At 66.3% G+C, this 18,848-nt stretch carries 12 protein-coding genes; all 12 read left to right on the top strand.

From position 1 onward, the window contains the following. Position 1 precedes the first annotated feature (1 nt). The 12 genes from ACWCIA_RS19145 to ACWCIA_RS19090 all read left to right on the top strand — a co-directional run bounded on the left by ACWCIA_RS19145 (position 2) and on the right by ACWCIA_RS19090 (position 18,689). On the top strand, positions 2-328 hold the full coding sequence (locus tag ACWCIA_RS19145) for a barstar family protein (protein WP_454165841.1): 327 nt from the start codon (positions 2-4) through the stop codon (positions 326-328). A gap of 322 nt (positions 329-650) precedes the next feature. After that, on the top strand, positions 651-3,293 hold the full coding sequence (gene leuS / locus ACWCIA_RS19140; protein WP_454165839.1) for a leucine--tRNA ligase: 2,643 nt from the start codon (positions 651-653) through the stop codon (positions 3,291-3,293). Positions 3,294-3,296: 3 nt separating this feature from the next. Further along, positions 3,297-3,860, top strand: coding sequence for an LPS-assembly lipoprotein LptE (locus ACWCIA_RS19135; RefSeq protein WP_454165837.1), 564 nt, complete (start codon positions 3,297-3,299; stop codon positions 3,858-3,860). A gap of 18 nt (positions 3,861-3,878) precedes the next feature. Next, positions 3,879-4,892, top strand: coding sequence for a DNA polymerase III subunit delta (gene holA / locus ACWCIA_RS19130; protein WP_454165835.1), 1,014 nt, complete (start codon positions 3,879-3,881; stop codon positions 4,890-4,892). Between the two features lie 209 nt (positions 4,893-5,101). Continuing rightward, positions 5,102-6,367, top strand: coding sequence for a glutamate-5-semialdehyde dehydrogenase (locus ACWCIA_RS19125; protein ID WP_454165834.1), 1,266 nt, complete (start codon positions 5,102-5,104; stop codon positions 6,365-6,367). A gap of 13 nt (positions 6,368-6,380) precedes the next feature. Continuing rightward, on the top strand, positions 6,381-6,794 hold the full coding sequence (locus ACWCIA_RS19120) for a CopD family protein (RefSeq protein ID WP_454165832.1): 414 nt from the start codon (positions 6,381-6,383) through the stop codon (positions 6,792-6,794). Positions 6,795-6,995: 201 nt separating this feature from the next. After that, complete coding sequence (locus tag ACWCIA_RS19115; RefSeq protein ID WP_454165831.1) at positions 6,996-8,219, top strand: THUMP domain-containing class I SAM-dependent RNA methyltransferase; 1,224 nt, start codon at positions 6,996-6,998, stop codon at positions 8,217-8,219. Between the two features lie 8 nt (positions 8,220-8,227). Then, a complete protein-coding gene (locus ACWCIA_RS19110) occupies positions 8,228-9,505 on the top strand; it encodes a multidrug effflux MFS transporter (protein ID WP_454165829.1) in 1,278 nt (425 codons plus the stop codon). A gap of 268 nt (positions 9,506-9,773) precedes the next feature. Further along, the gene (locus ACWCIA_RS19105; RefSeq protein ID WP_454165827.1) at positions 9,774-11,927 is read left to right on the top strand and encodes an HDOD domain-containing protein; all 2,154 of its coding nucleotides are present in this window, start codon (positions 9,774-9,776) and stop codon (positions 11,925-11,927) included. A gap of 7 nt (positions 11,928-11,934) precedes the next feature. Then, positions 11,935-14,187: a putative bifunctional diguanylate cyclase/phosphodiesterase gene (locus ACWCIA_RS19100; RefSeq protein WP_454165826.1), complete on the top strand. Its 2,253-nt coding sequence runs from the start codon at positions 11,935-11,937 to the stop codon at positions 14,185-14,187. Positions 14,188-14,193: 6 nt separating this feature from the next. Further along, entirely contained in the window at positions 14,194-15,768 is a 1,575-nt protein-coding gene (locus ACWCIA_RS19095) for a tetratricopeptide repeat protein (RefSeq protein ID WP_454165824.1), read from the top strand. Positions 15,769-15,926: 158 nt separating this feature from the next. Then, positions 15,927-18,689 carry a M16 family metallopeptidase gene (locus ACWCIA_RS19090; RefSeq protein ID WP_454165822.1) on the top strand — a complete coding sequence of 921 codons (2,763 nt, stop codon included), beginning with the start codon at positions 15,927-15,929 and terminating at the stop codon, positions 18,687-18,689. Positions 18,690-18,848: the final 159 nt, after the last annotated feature.

The raw sequence follows: 18,848 nt of genomic DNA, 5'->3' as shown, positions 1-18,848 counted from the left end.
CATGGCAGTGGCAGAACTGAACGGCGCGGCGATCGTCAACGAAGCGAGCTTCCTGGCCGAGAGCCGCCGCGCATTCGGCTTTCACACGGCGACGGGCGACACCATCGACACCTGGGTCGACTGCCTGAGCTACCTGCGCGACGACGAGAACATGACCAAGTTCCGCCTGCAGCCGGACGAGGTGCTGGAAATCGTCATCACCGACAGCGCCGGCCTGCGCGGCCGCCTGCCGGACCTGGTCGACGAGATCGTGTTCTGCGTCGGCGGCATCAACGAGCGCTACGAAGACTACGGCGAAAAGCCGGCCTTGGAACTGGTTCTTCGTTAAATCATTTGCGTCCGCCCGGCATGGCGTCCTCATCGGACCCGGGCGCGGCGGACCTGCTTTCCATTCCCACTACGTGATGCCGGCGCTGCCGCTGCGCCCGGCGGCGCTCGGCTTCCTGTTCGGTACGCGCCAAGGCGTCCAGGAATTCTGCCAGGAGACTGACGCGTTTCCAGCCCACCCTACGGTCAGCGCCTCTGGCTTGCGCCGGCAAAAGGCGTCCAGTCAGCCCCTTATCGCCTCATCCTGCCCCGCTTCGCCGCAGTGCAAGATGAACCAGTATAATGTTCTGCTCCACCCTCCAAAATTCCGTCCGCAGAACATCATGCAAGATAAATATAGTCCCGCCGAAGTTGAACAGGCCGCACAGGCGTACTGGAAGTCGATCGATGCCTATAAAGCCGTCGAACACGATCCACGTTTCCCTAAGGGCAAGTACTACGCCTGCTCGATGCTGCCTTATCCATCCGGCAAGCTGCACATGGGCCATGTGCGCAACTATACGATCAATGACGTGATGTACCGCTACCTGCGGATGAACGGCTACAACGTGCTGATGCCGATGGGCTGGGATGCCTTCGGCATGCCGGCCGAGAACGCCGCGATGGCGAACAACGTACCGCCGGCCGAGTGGACCTATTCGAACATCGCGCACATGCGCGGGCAGATGGAGTCGATGGGCCTGGCCATCGACTGGTCGCGCGAGATGACCGCCTGCAAGCCGGAATACTACAAGTGGAACCAGTGGATGTTCCTGAAGATGCTCGAGAAAGGCATCATCTACCAGAAGACCGGCACCGTGAACTGGGACCCGATCGACCAGACCGTGCTCGCCAACGAGCAGGTCGTCGACGGCAAGGGCTGGCGTTCCGGCGCGCCGATCGAAAAGCGCGAGATCCCGATGTACTACGTGCGCATCACCGATTACGCCGAGGAGCTGCTCGACTTCGTCGACAACAAGCTGCCGGGCTGGCCGGAGCGCGTGCGCACCATGCAGACCAACTGGATCGGCAAGTCGACCGGTGTGCGCTTCGCCTTTCCGCACGTGGTGATGGACGACGCCGGTGAACTGATCAACGAAGGCAAGCTGTACGTCTTCACCACCCGCGCCGACACCCTGATGGGCGTGACCTTCTGCGCCGTGGCGCCGGAACACGCGCTGGCCCAGCACGCGGCCAGGAACAATCCGGAGCTGGCCGCCTTCATCGCCGAATGCAAGCTCGGTTCCGTCATCGAAGCCGACATGGCGACGATGGAAAAGAAGGGCATGCCGACCGGCCTGTTCGTGACGCACCCGGTGTCGGGCGAGCAGCTGCCGGTCTGGGTCGGCAACTACGTCCTGATCACCTATGGCGACGGCGCCGTGATGGGCGTGCCGGGCCATGACGAGCGCGATTTTGCGTTCGCGAAAAAATACGATCTGCCCATCAAGCAGGTGGTCGAAGTCGAAGGCCAGGCATTCTCGCTCGACGGCTGGCAGGAGTGGTACGGCGACAAGGAAAACGGCCGCGTCATCAACTCGGGCAAGTACGACGGCCTCGATTACATCGCCGCCGTGAACGCGGTCGCGGGCGACCTGGCCGAAAAGGGCCTGGGCGACAAGAAGGTCACCTTCCGCCTGCGCGACTGGGGCATCTCGCGCCAGCGCTACTGGGGCACGCCGATCCCGATGATCCACTGCGCCGAATGCGGCGTGGTGCCGGTGCCGGAAGCCGACCTGCCGGTCGTGCTGCCCGAGCACCTGGTCCCGGACGGCACCGGCAACCCGCTGGGCAAGGACGAGGCCTTCCTGAAGTGCGATTGCCCGAAGTGCGGCAAGCCCGCGCGCCGCGAGACCGACACGATGGACACCTTCATCGACTCGTCCTGGTACTACATGCGCTATACCTCGCCGGGTTCGAACGACGCCATGGTCGACGCGCGCAACGATTACTGGATGCCGATGGACCAGTACATCGGCGGCATCGAGCACGCCGTCATGCACCTGCTGTATGCGCGCTTCTGGACCAAGGTCATGCGCGACTTCGGCCTGGTGAAGTTCGACGAGCCCTTCGTCAACCTGCTCACGCAAGGCATGGTCCTCAACGAGACCTACTACCGCGAAGACGCGGCCGGTAAAAAAACCTGGTTCAACCCGGCCGACGTGGAACTCGTCTTCGACGACAAGGGCCGCCCGCAGAGCGCGACCCTGAAGGCCGATGGCCAGCCGGTCGAAATCGGCGGCACCGAGAAGATGTCGAAGTCGAAGAACAACGGCATCGACCCGCAGGCGCAGATCGAGCAGTACGGCGCCGACACCGCGCGCCTGTTCACGATGTTCGCCTCGCCGCCGGAGCAGACCCTGGAGTGGTCGGACAGCGGCGTCGAAGGCGCAAGCCGCTTCCTGCGCCGCGTCTGGGCCTTCGGCTACGCGCAGCGCGAGCGCATCGCGGCGGCGCTGGGCGGCCAGCAGCAGGGATCGCTCGACGAATCCCACAAGACCCTGCGCCGCGAAGTGCATAAGCTGCTGCAGCAGGCCGACTACGACCTGAAACGCATCCAGTACAACACCGTGGTCTCGGCCTGCATGAAGATGCTCAACACGCTGGAGCAAAGCAAGCTGGCCGAAGGCGTGGCCGGCGACGCGGTGATCGCGGAAGGCCTGTCGATCTTCCTGCGCATGCTCAATCCGGTGGCGCCGCACATCACCCACGCCCTGTGGCAGGACCTGGGCTATGCGAAGGTGTACGGCGACATCCTCGACGTGCAGTGGCCGGAAGTCGACCCGGCGGCGCTGGAGCAGGCCGAGATCGAGATGATGATCCAGGTGAACGGCAAGCTGCGCGGTTCCGTCAAGGTGCCGAAGGATGCCGACAAGGCGGCGGTCGAAGCGGCCGCGCTGGCATCGGAAGCGGTGCAGAAGTTCGTGGAAGGCACGCCGAAGAAGGTCATCGTCGTGCCCGGCAAACTCATCAACATTGTGGTGTAAGCCATGCGCGTATCTACTCTCCTGGTACGCGCGGCCGGCGCGCTGCTGCTGGCGGCGGCCGTGTCGGCCTGCGGCTTCAAGCTGCGCGGCTCGACCGATGCCTACAACATGCCGTTCGCGAGCATTTTCCTGGCCTTCCCGGACACCTCTCCGCTGGGCAATGAGCTCAAGCGCAACCTGCGCGCCGGCGACCGGGTCGTCATCATGCCGACCCAGGAAGGCGCCGAGGCCCGCTTCGAGGTGCTGTCGGAAGGGCGGAACAAGGCCATCCTGTCGCTGAACAACCTGGGCCGCGTGCGCGAGTACCTGCTGAGCTATACGCTGGTGTTCCAGCTGCGCGACGCCAGGGGCAACCTGATGCTCGGCCCGACCGAGATCACCCTGCGCCGCAACCTGACCTTCAGCGAAGAAGCGGTGCTGGCGAAGGAAGGCGAGGAAGAGCTGCTGTACCGCGACATGCAGTCCGACCTGGTGCAGCAGATCATGCGCCGCCTGGCGGCCGTGAAGCCGGCCGGGGCGCTGTCGGCGCAGCCGGCTGCGACGCCGGCAGCCCGGCCTGCCCAATAAGCGGGCCAGGGAGTAGCGATGCAATTACGGCCCGAGGCGCTCGAGCCCCATCTGGCAAAAGGGCTGGCGCCGCTGTACGTCATCACCAGCGACGAGCACCTGCTGGCGCTGGAGGCGGCCGATAAAATCCGCCGCGCGGCGCGCGCGGCCGGCCATACCGAACGCGACGTCCTCACCGTCGAGCGTACCTTCAAGTGGGGCGAACTGCTGGCGGCCAACCAGGCGCTGTCCCTGTTCGGCGACAAGAAGCTGATCGAGCTGCGCATCCCGAGCGGCAAGCCGGGCAAGGACGGCAGCGCCGCCCTGCAGGCCTACGCCAAGGACCTCAGCCCGGACAACCTGACCCTCATCACCCTGCCCAAGCTCGACTGGCAGACCGCCAAGGCCTCGTGGGTCGCCTCGCTGCAGCAGGCGGCGGTCTACATCGAGATCCCGAACGTCGAGCGCGCGCAGCTGCCCGGCTGGATCGGGATGCGCCTGGGCGCCCAGGGGCAGAGCGCGGACCGCAGCGCGCTCGATTTCATCGCGGACCGGGTGGAAGGCAACCTGCTGGCGGCGCACCAGGAAATCCAGAAACTGGGCCTGCTGCACGAGCCGGGCAAGCTGAGTTTCGAGCAGGTGCAGGACGCCGTGCTGAACGTGGCGCGCTACGACGTTTTCAAATTGTCGGAAGCGATGCTGGCCGGAGACCCGGCGCGCCTGGCGCGCATGCTCGACGGCCTGAAGGGGGAAGGGGAGGCGCTGCCGCTGGTCTTGTGGGCCGTCTCCGAAGAAATCCGCACGCTGTTAAAATTGAAAGCCGGGATGGCGCAGGGGCGGCCGCTCGGGGCGCTCATGAAGGAATACCGGATCTGGGGTCCGCGCGAGCGGATGATGGAACCGGCGCTGCGGCGCGTGTCCCTGGCCACGCTGGAAGCGGCCCTGCAGGAGGCGGCGCAGGTGGACAAGATGGTCAAGGGATTGCGGGCCAGGGCCTTTGCCGGGGATGCGTGGGATGCGATGTTGCAGCTGGCGTTGAAGGTGGCGGGGTAGGTTGAGTCGTTGGCCTGTGCCGGTATGCACCGGTTCCTGGACCTGCAGGTGCTCTGCAAGAGGCTCGCACCATCCGCGTGGGCAGTGGGGCTGGCTAGATGCCAGCACCACACATGCCCACCCTACGGGAGACGTTCCAACGCACATCTGCACATCTGCACGTCGAAAACGCATCACGCTACATGCTTAACGCAACTGGAACCGACACGATGGACATCACCGATTACATGCACACGCTGGGCCGCAACGCCCGCGCGGCCTCGCGCGCGATGGCGCGGGCCGATGGCGCCACCCGCAACCGTGCCCTGCTGCTGATTGCCGAGGCCATCGAACGCGATGCCGCCGCGCTCTCGAACGCCAACGCGCGCGACCTCGACGCCGCCCGTGACGCCGGCCTGGCCCCGGCGCTGCTCGACCGCCTCGCCCTGTCGCCAAGCGCGATCGCGACCATGGTCGACGGCCTGCGCCAGATCGCCGCGCTGCCCGACCCCATCGGCGAGCTCTCGAACATGAAGTCGCGCCCGAGCGGGATTCAGGTCGGCCAGATGCGCGTGCCGCTCGGCGTGATCGGCATCATCTATGAAGCGCGCCCGAATGTGACGGTGGACGCCGCCGGCCTGTGCATCAAGAGCGGCAACGCGGCCATCCTGCGCGGCGGCTCGGAAGCGATCCACTGCAACCGCGCCCTGGCCAAGCTGGTCACCGAAGGCCTGCAGAAGGCCGGCCTGCCGGTGGAAAGCGTGCAGGTGGTCGACACGGTCGACCGCGCCGCCGTCGGCACCCTGATCACGATGCCGCAATACGTCGATGTGATCGTGCCGCGCGGCGGCAAGGGCCTGATCGCGCGCCTGATCGAGGAAGCGACGGTCCCGATGATCAAGCACCTCGACGGCATCTGCCACGTCTACATCGACGACAAGGCGGACCTGGCGAAAGCGCTGCCGATTGCGTTCAACGCCAAATGCCACCGCTACGGCACCTGCAACACGATGGAGACCCTGTTGGTGTCGCGCGCGATCGCGCCGACGGTGCTGCCCCAGCTGGCCGAGCTCTACAAGACCAAGGATGTCGAGCTGCGCGCCGACGAGGAAGCGCGCGCGATCCTTGCCGGCTACCCGCATCTGAGCGCCGCCGTCGAGGAAGACTGGAGCACCGAATACCTGGCGCCGATCCTGGCCGTGAAGGTCGTCGCCGGCATCGAGGAAGCGATGGACCACATCGACCGCTATTCGTCGAAGCATACGGAGGCGATCGTCACCGAAGACTACAGCGCGGCGCTGCGCTTCCTGCGCGAAGTCGATTCGGCTTCGGTGATGGTGAACGCCTCGACCCGCTTCGCCGACGGTTTCGAATACGGCCTGGGCGCCGAGATCGGCATCTCGAACGACAAGCTGCACGCGCGCGGGCCGGTCGGGCTGGAAGGGCTGACTTCACTCAAATACGTCGTGTTCGGTCACGGCGAAATCCGCAGCTAAGCACAAGGAACCCATGTACCTCTGGATCAAAGCCTTCCACATCATCTTCATCGCCTCCTGGTTCGCCGGCCTGTTCTACCTGCCGCGCATCTTCGTGAACCTGGCCCAGGAAACCGAGCAGGGCGCGACCGCCCGCCTGCTGGGCATGGCGCGCCGGCTGTTCCGCTTCACGACGATCCTGGCGGTGCCGGCGGTGCTGCTGGGCGTCTGGCTGTGGATGGGCTTCGGCATCCGGGGCGGCTGGCTGCACGCGAAACTGGCGCTGGTGGTGCTGGCGATCGGCTACCATCATGCCTGCGGCTCGATCCTCAAGAAATTCGAGGCGGGCGTGAATAAACGCAGCCATACGTGGTTCCGCTGGTTTAACGAAGTGCCGGTCGTGTTGCTGGCGCTGATCGTGATTCTGGTGGTGGTGAAGCCGTTCTGATAGCGCGGCGTGCGAGCGTGCGTTGAACGCGTGGACGGCAAAGCCGTCCACCCTACGTAGGGTGGGCACTTGTGCCCGCGCGGACTCACCATTTGAACATCGCCGGCTCGACACTCGGGCCGCAAACAATCGAACACCTTGGCCGAAAGCGCAGGCGCTTTCGGCCTCATTATTTTTTACTAACGGACAAAGGGTACCCCCATGACCTCCTATTTTTGCCCCTGCCCGCGCGGCATGGAAGCGGCGCTGGCCGAAGAACTGACTGAAATCGCCCAGGCGCACAGCCCCACGCTGAAGGTCCACAACCAGGTGCCGGGCGGCGTGCACTGCTCGGGCACGCTGGTCGATTCCTACCGCATCAACCTGCACTCGCGCATCGCGTCGCGCGTGCTCATGCGCATGGGCCAGCGCAGCTACATGAACGAGAACGACATCTACGACCTCGTGCTCGAGCAGCCCTGGGAAGACTGGTTCAGCGTGGACCACACGATCCGCGTCGACGTCACCGCCGTGAAGTCGCCCCTGAAAAGCCTGGAATTCACGACGCTGAAAATCAAGGACGCGATCTGCGACCGCTTCCGCGACCAGTTCAACAAGCGTCCCTCGGTCGACACGCGCGAGCCGGACATGCGCATCGTCGGCTTCCTCGACCAGCGCAACTTCATCATCTACCTCGACACCTCGGGCGAAGCGCTGTTCAAGCGCGGCTGGCGCGAAGAAACGGGCGACGCGCCGCTGCGCGAGAACCTGGCTGCCGGCATGCTGCGCGTGTCGGGCTGGAAGCCGGGCGTCCCCCTGTTCGACCCGATGTGCGGCTCGGGCACGATCCTGATCGAGGCGGCGCAAATGGTGCAGGGCATTCCGCCGGGCGCGCGCCGTCGTTTCGCCTTCGAGCAGTTCGCCGACTTCGAGCGCGAAGCCTGGCAGGAGATGAAGGCCGCGATCAAGGCCAATCCGCTGCCGAGCGAGCCGACCATCTTCGGTTCCGACATCTCGGGCGACATGGTCGCGATGACCCGCCACAACCTGAAGATCGCCGGCATCCTGTTCGACGTGCCCCTGAAGCAGATCGAGGCCCAGCACGTGAGCCCGCCGGTCCCGGGCCCCGGCATCCTGCTGACCAATCCTCCGTACGGCGAGCGCATCGGCGTGCGCGGCGACTCGACCGTGCCGCAGGACGAGATGGCGGTGAGTTTCTACTCGGCGCTGGGCACCACGCTCAAGCAGCGTTTCGCCGGCTGGACCGTGTTCCTGTTCACGGCCGACCTGTCGCTGCCCAAGCTGCTGCGTTTGAAGGAAGCGCGCAAGACGCCGTTCTTCAACGGCGCCCTGGAGTGCCGCCTGTTCCGCTTCGACATGGTGGCCGGCTACAACCGCCGCGAGGAAGCGAAACCGAAGCAGGATTCGGCACCGGGCGCGGAGTAAACACCGCCATGCTGCCTCCGACCGAACCCGACCAGCTGCCGAAAGACCCCGTGATCCCGGTGCCGCTGCCGGCGCCGCACAAGATCGTCATGCTGTCGGCGGGCGGGCTGGCCACGCTGCTGGCCGCGCTGTCGATGCTCGGCCCGTTCTCGATCGACGCCTACCTGCCGGCCTTCCCGCAGATCCAGTCCAGCCTCGCGGCGTCCTCGATCGAGGTGCAGCAGACGCTCACCGCCTACATGCTGGCCTTCTCCGGCATGGTGCTGTGGCACGGCGCGCTGTCGGACGCCTTCGGGCGGCGCAACGTGATCCTGGTCGCCCTGGTCGTCTTCGCGATCGGCACCCTGGGCTGCGCGGCCGCCTCGACCGTGCATTACCTGTGGGTGTTCCGGATCATGCAGGGGGTCTCGGCCGGGGCCGGCGTGGTGGTCGGGCGCGCCATCATCCGCGACCTGTATTCCGACGCGCCGGCGGCGAGGCTGCTGTCGATGGTGACGATGATCTTCTCGATCGCGCCGGCGCTGGCGCCCGTGCTGGGCGGCTGGATCGTCACCTGGTTCGACTGGCGCGCGATCTTCCTCGCGCTGTTCGGCTATACGGTAGTGCTGGGCTGGGTGTGCTGGCAGCACCTGCCGGAAACCGTGCCGAAAACGGAGCGCCAGCCCTTCAATCCGCGCTTCCTGGCGCAGAGCTATGGCGCCATCTTCAGCTCCTTCCTGTTCCACATGAAGGCCGGCATCACGGCGCTCAACTTCGCCGGGCTGTTCCTGTACATTACCGCTTCGCCGGTGCTGCTGCCGGTGCACCTGGGGCTCGGGCCCTCGCAGTTCGCCTGGCTGTTCGTGCCCACCGTGAGCGGCATCTTCCTCGGTTCGATGGCGGCCAACCGGATGGCCGGCAAATTCAGTTTCCCGCGCCAGATCTGGATCGGTTTCGGCTTCATGCTCAGCGCCGTCGCCTTCAACGTCGGCTACCACCTCCTGCAGCCGCCGGCGCTGCCGTGGACCGTGCTGCCGATGTTCGTCTTCACCTTCGGCAGCTCGCTCATTTCGCCGGGCGCGACGCTGCTCGCGCTCGACCTGTTCCCGCACATCCGCGGCACCGCCGCCTCCTGCCAGTCCTTCATCACGACCCTGATGGGGGCTATCGTGGCCGGCATCATCGCGCCGATGCTGTCGCACTCGGTGCTGGCCTTGGCCCTGGGGCAGGCCGGGTTCGCCGTGATGTCGCTGGGCTTGTGGCTGATCGCGCGCCAGTACCGCCGCATGAAGGCACGGGGCGCTTGAGCAAGAACGACGGGTTATGTTATACGTCTGATATGTCTTTTATGCAATAAAACGTACCCTATATGCATCAATCTTCTGGTGTGAAACATACTTTTGATTGAAAGTATTGTTCCCGATCAGAAATGTATATATGCTAAGACGACTTTTTTACAATGGAACAGAAGCGGGAAGCAGTCTCTGTTCCAAAGATTGCATGAATGTCATGTCGTGGTAGCCCCGAGGGGACGCCACCCCACAACCTCGTTCAGTGGCGTCCTCGCTTGAGACAATGCACCAACCAGACCAGGATATCCGCAATCGTCTGCTGATCGCCCGTTTGCCGGCGATGCCGCAGATACTCATCAAGCTGCTCGGGCACCTGCAGGCCGACGACCTCGGCATGCCGGAGCTGGCCGCCCTGATCGCGAACGACGCCGGTATCACCGGCAAGCTGCTGGCCACCGCCAGCAGCTCGGCCTACCACCGCAACGGCCGCGGCGTGAACCTCGAGCAGTCGCTCGTCGCGCTTGGCACCGACATGATCAAGACGCTGGTGATCAGCGACTCGGTGTTCCAGACCTTTAACAGCTTCCCGCATTCCGGCAGCACCGACCTGCGCGCCTTCTGGAAGCGCTCGCTGGCCGCCGCGGTGCTCGCGCGCGACATCGCGCGCCGCATGGACTATCCGCACGTTGAAGAAGCCTATCTCGGCGGCCTGCTGCACAACGTCGGGCGCCTGGCCCTGCTGGCCACCGCGCCGAAGGAATACGCTTTTAACTTCACCGCGCGCGACGACGAAGACCTGTGCGCGGTCGAGCAGCGCACGCTGCAGATCACGCACGCCGAAGCCGGCGCCTGGCTGGTCGAGCGCTGGCAGCTCGATTCCTTCCTGGCCGACGCGGTGCTGTACCACCACGAGTCGAGCGAGCGCCTGGAAGCGGCGCATCCTTTGATCCGCATCGTGCGCCTGGCCCATGTGATGGCCTGCCATGCCGACGACAGCCAGGCGCTGCTCGACGCCGCCGCGCTGTGCGGCATCGAAGAAAGCGAGCTCGATGCCATGCTGACGTCGAGCGCGCGCCAGGTCGACAAGGCCGCCGTCCACCTCGGCATCGACCTGGCCGGCGCCGACGACATCCCGACTCCGCCGGCCTTTGCCGCGCCGGCCCTCGACCCGGTCCAGCAGCGCCTGCAGGAAGAGGTGCGCAACCTGGTGCTGGTGTCCGAGGTCGGCCAGACCTTCGCCCGCCAGCAGGGAGAAGGCGGCCTGCTCGAATCGATGACGCGCTCGGCGCGCATCCTGTTCGATTTCGACAATACCGTGATCCTGCTCGAGAACCCGACCGGCCAGATGCTGGTCGGCGCCCCCGGCGGCCCCAGCGTGCGCATCGCCGAGTTCGCGATCCCATTGGGTAAGGGAGGGCAGGTTGCCGAAGCGGTGCAGCAGCGCCGCACGGCCTACATCCGGCGCGATTCCGCCCCCCTGGCCCTGCCCGAAGAGCAGCTGCTGCGCATGCTCGGCACCGAGAGCATGGTCTGCCTGCCGCTGGTGGCGGGCGGGCGTTGCCTGGGCGTGATGGTCGGCGGCATCGCCAGCTGGCAGCTGGCCGATTGCCAGAAGCGCGAGCGCTTCATGCAGTCCTTCGGCGCACAGGCGGCGAGCGCCCTGGAGACCGCGCTGTTCGAGAAGGGCAACGCGCGGCGCCAGCTGGCCAGCGTCGCCGAGGAATACCGCGAAGCGTCGCGCCGCGTGGTGCACGAGGTGAACAACCCGCTGTCGATCATCAAGAACTACCTGAGTGTCCTCGACAGTAAACTCGCGCGCCAGGAACCGGTCGCCACCGAAATGTCGGTCCTGAACGAAGAGATCGACCGCGTCGGCCAGCTGATCGGCAGCCTGGCCGAGCTCAAGCCCGAAGCCAGCGGCCCGCGTCCGCTCGACGTGGCCAAGGTCGTCGACGACGTGGTGCGCCTGTTCCGCGCCGGCCAGTTCGTGCCGGCCAGCGTGCAGATCGCCACCAGCATGAACGAGGAAGCGCGCCTGGTCGAGGGCGAAGCCGACCTGCTCAAGCAGATCCTGGTGAACCTCGTCAAGAACGCGGTCGAGGCGCTGGCTTCCAGCGGCGGCGGGCGCATCGAGATCGTCAACCGCGGCATCGTCCACCGCGAGCGCAAGCTGTACCTGGAACTGGCCGTGACCGACACCGGCCCGGGCCTGTCGCCGGACGTGATGAACAACCTGTTCTCGGTGGTGCGCAGCACCAAGGACGGCGCCCATCGCGGCCTCGGCCTGTCGATCGTGCACGGCCTGGTGAAAAAGCTGGGCGGCCAGATCGCCTGCCGCAGCGGCCGCGGTGGCACTGCATTTGAAATCCTGCTGCCGGCCTGGTCCGGCGCCAGCGTTGCCCCGGCGATCCCGGTGCGCGCAATCGGTTCTGCTTAAGGTCATCATGAACGAGTACTGCGCCGGTGGCGATCCCGCCTGGCATGCCGATACCGAAGACCAGCCACACCTGCTGCTGGTCGACGACGAGCCGCGCCTGCTGTCTTCCCTCTACGAGCTGCTGCGCGACCGCGGCTTCCACCTGACCACGGCCAGCTCCGGCACCGAGGCCATCGCCCACCTGTCGCGCTTCCGCTTCGACCTGGTCCTGCTCGACCTGCGCCTGCCCGACATCGGCGGCCACGAGATCATGGACTTCATGAACGAGCGCGGAGTCGGCGCCGACGTGATCGTGATGAGCGGCGAAGTGGGAATCGAGGCCGCCATCGGCGCCCTGAAACGCGGCGCCTACGACTACCTGCGCAAGCCCTACAGCCGCGAAGAACTGCTGAAAACGGTCGGCAACGCGCTCGAGCAGCGCCGCCTGGCCTCCGCCAACATGCGCATCGCGAACCAGCTCGAGAACTCCGAGAAGATGTACCGCTACCTGGTCGACAGCTCGCCGGACATCATCTACACGCTGAACCACGAAGGCCGCTTCACCTTCGTCAACGACCGCGCCTACCAGCTGCTGGGATTCTCGCGCGATGAGCTGATCGGCAAGCATTACTCGATCCTGGTGCACGACGAAGACCTGGAACGCGCGCGCTATGTCTTCAACGAGCGCCGCGTCGACGAGCGCGCCTCGCGCAACGTCGAACTGCGCCTCAAGTGCAGGGGCGCCAAGAGCAATAGCGGCGAGCGCACCTTCAACAACACGCTGATGACGATCTCGCTGAACTCGATCGGCATGCACGTGCCCGACGGCGAAGTGAGAAAACTCGAGTTCTTCGGCACCTATGGCGTCGCGCGCGACATCACTGACCGCAAGCGCGCCGAGGAGGTCATCTCCTACCAGGCCTACCACGACATCCTGACCGACCTGCCGAACCGGATCCTGTTCAAGGACCGCCTGGGTCTTGCCGTGATCCAGGCCAAGCGCAAGCAGACCGAACTGGCCGTGATGTTCATCGACCTCGACCGCTTCAAGCTGGTGAACGACACGCTCGGCCATGTGAAGGGCGACGAGCTGCTGCAGCAGGCCGCCGTGCGCCTGAAGGATTGCCTGCGCCGCGGCGACACCATCGCGCGCCAGGGCGGCGACGAATTCACGATCGTGCTGCCGGAGCTGCGCGACCGCGACGACGCGCGCCTGATCGCCGACAAGTTCCTCGAGAGCCTGCAGCGCCCGTTCGACCTCGACGGCCACGAAGTGCACATCTCGGCCTCGATCGGCATCGCGATCTATCCCGGCGATGGCGAATCGATCGACGAGCTGCTGCGCCATGCCGACATCGCGATGTACCAGGTGAAGGCCCTGGGCAAGAACGGCCACAGTTTTTATCACGACTCGATGCTCGACGTGTCGCACCAGAAGATCGCGCTGGAGCATGCGCTGCGCCGCGCGCTCGAGCACAACGAGCTGGAGATGTACTACCAGCCGCAGATCGATTCGACCAGCGGGCGCATCGTCGGGGCCGAAGCGCTGATGCGCTGGAACCATCCGACGCGCGGGCTGCTGTCGGCCGGCGAATTCCTGCCCTTCGCGGAAGAGAACGGCCTGATGCTGCCGATCTCGGACTGGATGATCGGCGCCCTGTGCCGCGACATGCTGCAGTGGAACCTGGCCGGTGGGCAGGAGGTGAAACTGTCGCTCAACCTGTCGCCGCAATACCTCGACCGCGGCGACTTCTTCGAGAAGATGCGCGGGGCGCTGGTGCGCTACGGGATCTCGCCCGGCCAGATCGAGGTCGAAATCACCGAGAACATCTGCATCCGCAATCCGCAGTACGCGATCGAGCAGCTCAACAAACTGTGCCAGCTCGGCGTGTCGGTGGCGATCGACGATTTCGGCACCGGCTATTCGTCGCTGTCTTACCTGCACCGCTTCCCGATCCACACGATGAAGATCGACCAGTCCTTCGTGCAGGAGATCCACGACGCCGAGGGCCACTATCCGGTGATCCTGGCGATCATCTCGATCGCGCGCGGCCTGAACCTGAACCTGGTGGCCGAAGGCGTCGAGACCGAGACGCAGGCCGACTACCTGCGCGCCAACGGCTGCGAGACGATGCAGGGCTACCTGTTTTACCGCCCGATTTCGCTGTCGAGCTTTATCGGCGTGCTGCGTGCCCAGGCCGCGTCGGTGCCAGCTTCCGTGCCGGCTTCGGTGCCGGCTTCGGCTCCCGCGCGGCCGGTGGTGCACGCGCTTCGCGCCTGATCCATCGTGCATAGCGCAAGCGCGCCCGCCACGGGCGAACGCCACACGGCCGAGTACCTGCGCATCAAGGGCCTGGCCGAGCGCGGCATCGCCAGCGCCCAGCACAGCCTGGGCTTCATGTATGCGAACGGGCAGGGCGTGGCGCGCGACGAGGAAACGGCCGTGGCCTGGTACCGCAAGGCCGCCACCGCCGGCTACACCCAGGCCCAGTACAACCTCGGCGTCATGTACCAGAAGGGACAGGGCGTGGCCCAGGACCCCGAGCAGGCGATCCGCTGGTATGCCATGGCGGCCGAACAGGGCTATGCCCCGGCCCAGTACAACCTCGGCTGGCTGTATGCCAAAGGCCAGGGCGTGCCGGCCGACGTCGGCCAGGCGCTGCACTGGTTCCGCCAGGCGGCCGAACAGGGCGACCCCGGCGCCCAGCACAACCTCGGCATGATGTACGACGGCGGCAAGGGCGTGGCACAAGACCTCGATGCGGCGCTGGGCTGGTACCGGCGTGCGGCCGAGCAGGGCTATGCGCGCGCCCAGTTCGCACTGGCGCTGCGTTACGACAGCGGACAGGGCGTCGAGCGCGATCCCGCCCAGGCGCTCGACTGGCTGCGCCGCGCCGCCACGCAAGGCCATGCGCCGGCCCAGTTCAACCTGGCGCTGCGCTATGACAAGGGACAGGACCTCGAACAGGACAGCCGCCAGGCGATCGCCTGGTACGAGCGCGCCGGCGCCCAGGGCCACGCCAGTTCCCAATTCAACCTCGCCCTGATCCTCGACAGCGGCCACGGCGTGGCGCGCGACGAAGCGCAGGCCCTGACCTGGTTCCGCCGCGCGGCCGAGCGCGGTCACGCCGGCGCCCAGGACAACCTCGGGCTGCGCTACGAGCACGGCCAGGGCGTCGAGCGCGATCCGGTGCAGGCCGCGCACTGGTACCGGCAAGCGGCGAACCAGGGTCTGCCGGCGGCGCAGTACCACCTGGCGCAGCTCTTCGATGTGGGCAGCGGCGTCGAGCAGGATCCGGCGCAGGCCGTCGCCTGGTACGAGAAGGCGGCCGAGCAGGGCCACCTGCGCGCCCAGTTCGACCTGGGACTGCGCTACGAGAACGGCGCCGGGGTGCGCCAGGACGCGGCGCGCGCACTCGGCTGGTACCTGCGCGCGGCCGAGCAGGACTACGTGCCGGCCCAGCACATGGTGGCGACCCTGCTCGACCGCGCCGACACGGTCGACCCGGTCGAAGCGACCCGCTGGTACCGCAAAGCGGCCGACGCCGGCCACGCGCTGGCCCAGTTCGCGCTCGGCCTACGCTACGACAGCGCCCACGGCGCCGAGCGCGACTACGAGGCGGCTCACTTCTGGTACCTGTGCGCGGCGCGCCAGGGCCACGCACGGGCGCAGTTCAACCTCGGGGTGATGTACGCGACCGGGCAGGGCGCCATGCGCGATTTCATCGAGGCCTACGAGTGGCTGGCGCGCGCGGCGGCGAGCGGCGTGCCGGCGGCGGGGCCGTACCTGAAGCGGGTGGCGGGGAGGATGACGGCGGAGCAGCTGGCGCAGGTGCAGGGGTTGATGCGGGAAGCGGCTTAAGGGCTGTTCTGGAGCTGGTTGAACGCGTGGACGGGAGACCCGTCCACCCTACGTCCCTCGCAGTCGGCGCTCGTATGCATATCCAAAACCCATCCTGATCTCGGCACCCCACGGTTAAAATACCGCGCACAACAACTACACCATTCCCCCGGAGACCCATGAACAAACCCCTGCTCGCCGCGCTGGCGCTCGCCTTCGCCTCGACCGCCGCGCTGCCCGCGCACGCCGCCCCTGCCGCCAAGGCCCCTGCGTTCGACCGCAAGGCCTACACCATCGACTACAAGAAATTCGTGCTGCCGAACGGCCTGACCCTGGTCGTGCACGAGGACCACAGCGTGCCGGTGGTCGGCGTGAACATGTGGTACCACGTCGGCTCGCGCAACGAAAAACGCGGCAAGACCGGCTTCGCCCACCTGTTCGAGCACTTCTTCTTCAACGGCTCCGAGAACTACCCGCACGGCTTCCGCGAGGCGATGGACGACCTCGGCGCGAACAACCGCAACGGCACCACCAACACCGACCGCACCAACTTCTTCGAGGACGTGCCGGTGTCGGCGCTGGAACGCACCCTGTTCCTCGAATCGGACCGCATGGGCTTCCTCGGCAACTACATCTCGAAGGAGATGCTCGAGCGCGAGCGCGGCGTGGTGCAGAACGAAAAGCGGCAAGGAGAAAACCAGCCCTATGGCCGCGTGCGCAACGAGATCGGCGCCAAGATGTACCCGTACTCGCACCCGTATTCGTGGTCGACCATCGGCAGCATGGAAGATTTGTCGGCCGCCTCGCTGGAAGACATCCGCGAGTGGTACCGGACGTACTACGGCCCGAACAACGCGGTGATCTCGCTGGCCGGCGACATCACGCCGGAAAAGGCGCTCGAGCTGGTCACCAAGTACTTCGGCGCGATCCCGCCGGGCCCGCCGCTGCCGCGCACCGATCAGTGGATCCCGACCCTGGACCGCAACATCCGCGACGAGATGGAAGACCACGTGCCGCAGGTGCGCATCTACCGCAGCTGGCACGTGGCGGCATGGAAGGACGCCGACACCCCGCGCCTGTCCCTGCTGGCCGAAGTGCTGGCCGGCTCGAAGAGCGCACGCCTGGACAAGCGCCTGGTCTACGAGAAGAACTTCGCCACGAGTGTCAGCACCTACGTGAATGATGCGGAGCTGGGCGGCACCTTCAACATCGTCGTCACCGTCAAGCCGGGCACCGATCCGCTGGCGGTGGAACGCGAAATGGACGCCATCGTCGCCGAGCTGCTGGAGAAGGGCCCGACCAACGCCGAACTGGCGCGCGTCAAAACCCGCACCCTGTCCGACTTCTCGCGCAGCCTGGAACGCCTGGGCGGCTTCGGCGGCCGGTCGGACGTGCTGGCCGAGAGCCAGACCTATGGCGGCTCGCCCGACGCCTACCTGACGCGCCTGGAGCAGCTGGCGAAGGCCGATGCGGCTGAAGTAAAAGCCGCCGGCAACCGCTGGCTGCGCGCCCACCACTACACGATGACCGTGCGTCCGTTCGCCAAACTGGCCGCCGTCAAGTCGACGCTCGACCGCAAGGTGCTCCCAGGCCTGGGCGACGCGCCGGACGTGAAGTTCCCGGCGATGCAGCGCGCCCAGCTGAAGAACGGTTTACAAGTGATCCTGCTCGAGCGCCACACGGCGCCGATCGTCAACGCGACGCTGGCCGTGGATGCCGGCGTCGCTTCCGACACCCTGGCCAAGGCGGGCGCCGCCTCGCTGGCGCTCGACCTGCTGGACAAGGGCACGAAGACGCGCGACGCCTTTGCGCTGTCGGACGCGCTGGAAAACCTCGGCGCGCGCCTGTCGACCGGTACGGGCGCCGACCAGTCGCTGGTGCGCCTGCAGGCGACGTCGGCCAACCTCGCGCCCTCGCTGGCCATCATGGCCGATGCCGCGCTGGCGCCGAGCTTCCCGCAAGACCAGTTCACGTTGCAGAAGGGCCGCCGCGTGGCCCAGATCGGCCAGGAAAAGGCGCAGCCAACCAGCCTGGCCACGCGCCTGGTCCCGGGCCTGCTGTACGGCCAGGAGCACGCCTACGGCAAGCCGGCCAGCGGTACGACGGCCAGCGTGCAGGGCATCAGCCGCGAGGATCTCGCCAACTGGCACGCGACCTGGTTCAAGCCGGGCAGCGCGACCCTGATCGTCGCCGGCGACACCACGATGGACAAGCTGCTGCCGGCGCTGGAAGCCTCGTTCGGCAAGTGGGCGGCCGGCACCGCGCCCGCCAAGCAGATGCGCGCCGCTGCCGCCGCTGCTCCCGGCCGCAAGGTGTATTTGATCGACAAGCCGGACGCGCCGCAATCGACCATCGTCGCCGCCCACCTGTCGCTGCCCTACGGCCAGCCGGAAGACCTGGCCATCGAGCCGGTGATGCACAACTTCGGCGGCATCGCGACCTCGCGCCTGAACCGCAACCTGCGCCTGGATAAACACTGGAGCTACGGCACCAGCGCGCGCCTCACCGAGGTGCGCGGCCAGCGCAGCTTCATGACGATCGCGCCGGTGCAGACCGACAAGACGATCGAGGCGATGCGCGAAGTGGCGAAGGAAGTCAAAGGCGTCGCGGGCGAGCGTCCGCTGGTGGGGACCGAGTACGAGAGCATCATGCGCAACATGACCTCGCGCCTGGCCGGCCGTTTCGAAACCCTGGGCGCGCTCGAGGGCGCGGCGCTGGCCAGCGTCAACCTGGGCCTGCCGGAGAACTACTGGAGCGGGTATTCGGCCAACCTGAAGGCCCTGACCCCGGCCCAGCTGGGCCAGGCGGCGGGCAAGTTCGTCAAGCCGGACGAGGTGACCTGGATGGTGATCGGCGACCTGCGCAAGGTGGAGGCGGGGATCCGTGCGCTGGGCTGGGGAGAGGTCGTGGTGCTGGATCAGGATGGCAAGCCGGTGAGGTAAGCCCTGATGTTGATGTTGTAGGGTGGGCTCTCTGTTTAGCACAGAGACATAGGTAACACCTGTCTAGAGACATAGGTAACACTTTTATGATCATTGCACAGCCAACAAATGGAGTGTGCGATGCCCTGGAAAGAGAGTTCCCAAATGTCCTCCAGACTC

The sequence above is a fragment of the Massilia sp. SYSU DXS3249 genome (genome assembly GCF_053668055.1).
This window is presented reverse-complemented; position numbering and strand designations above follow the sequence as displayed.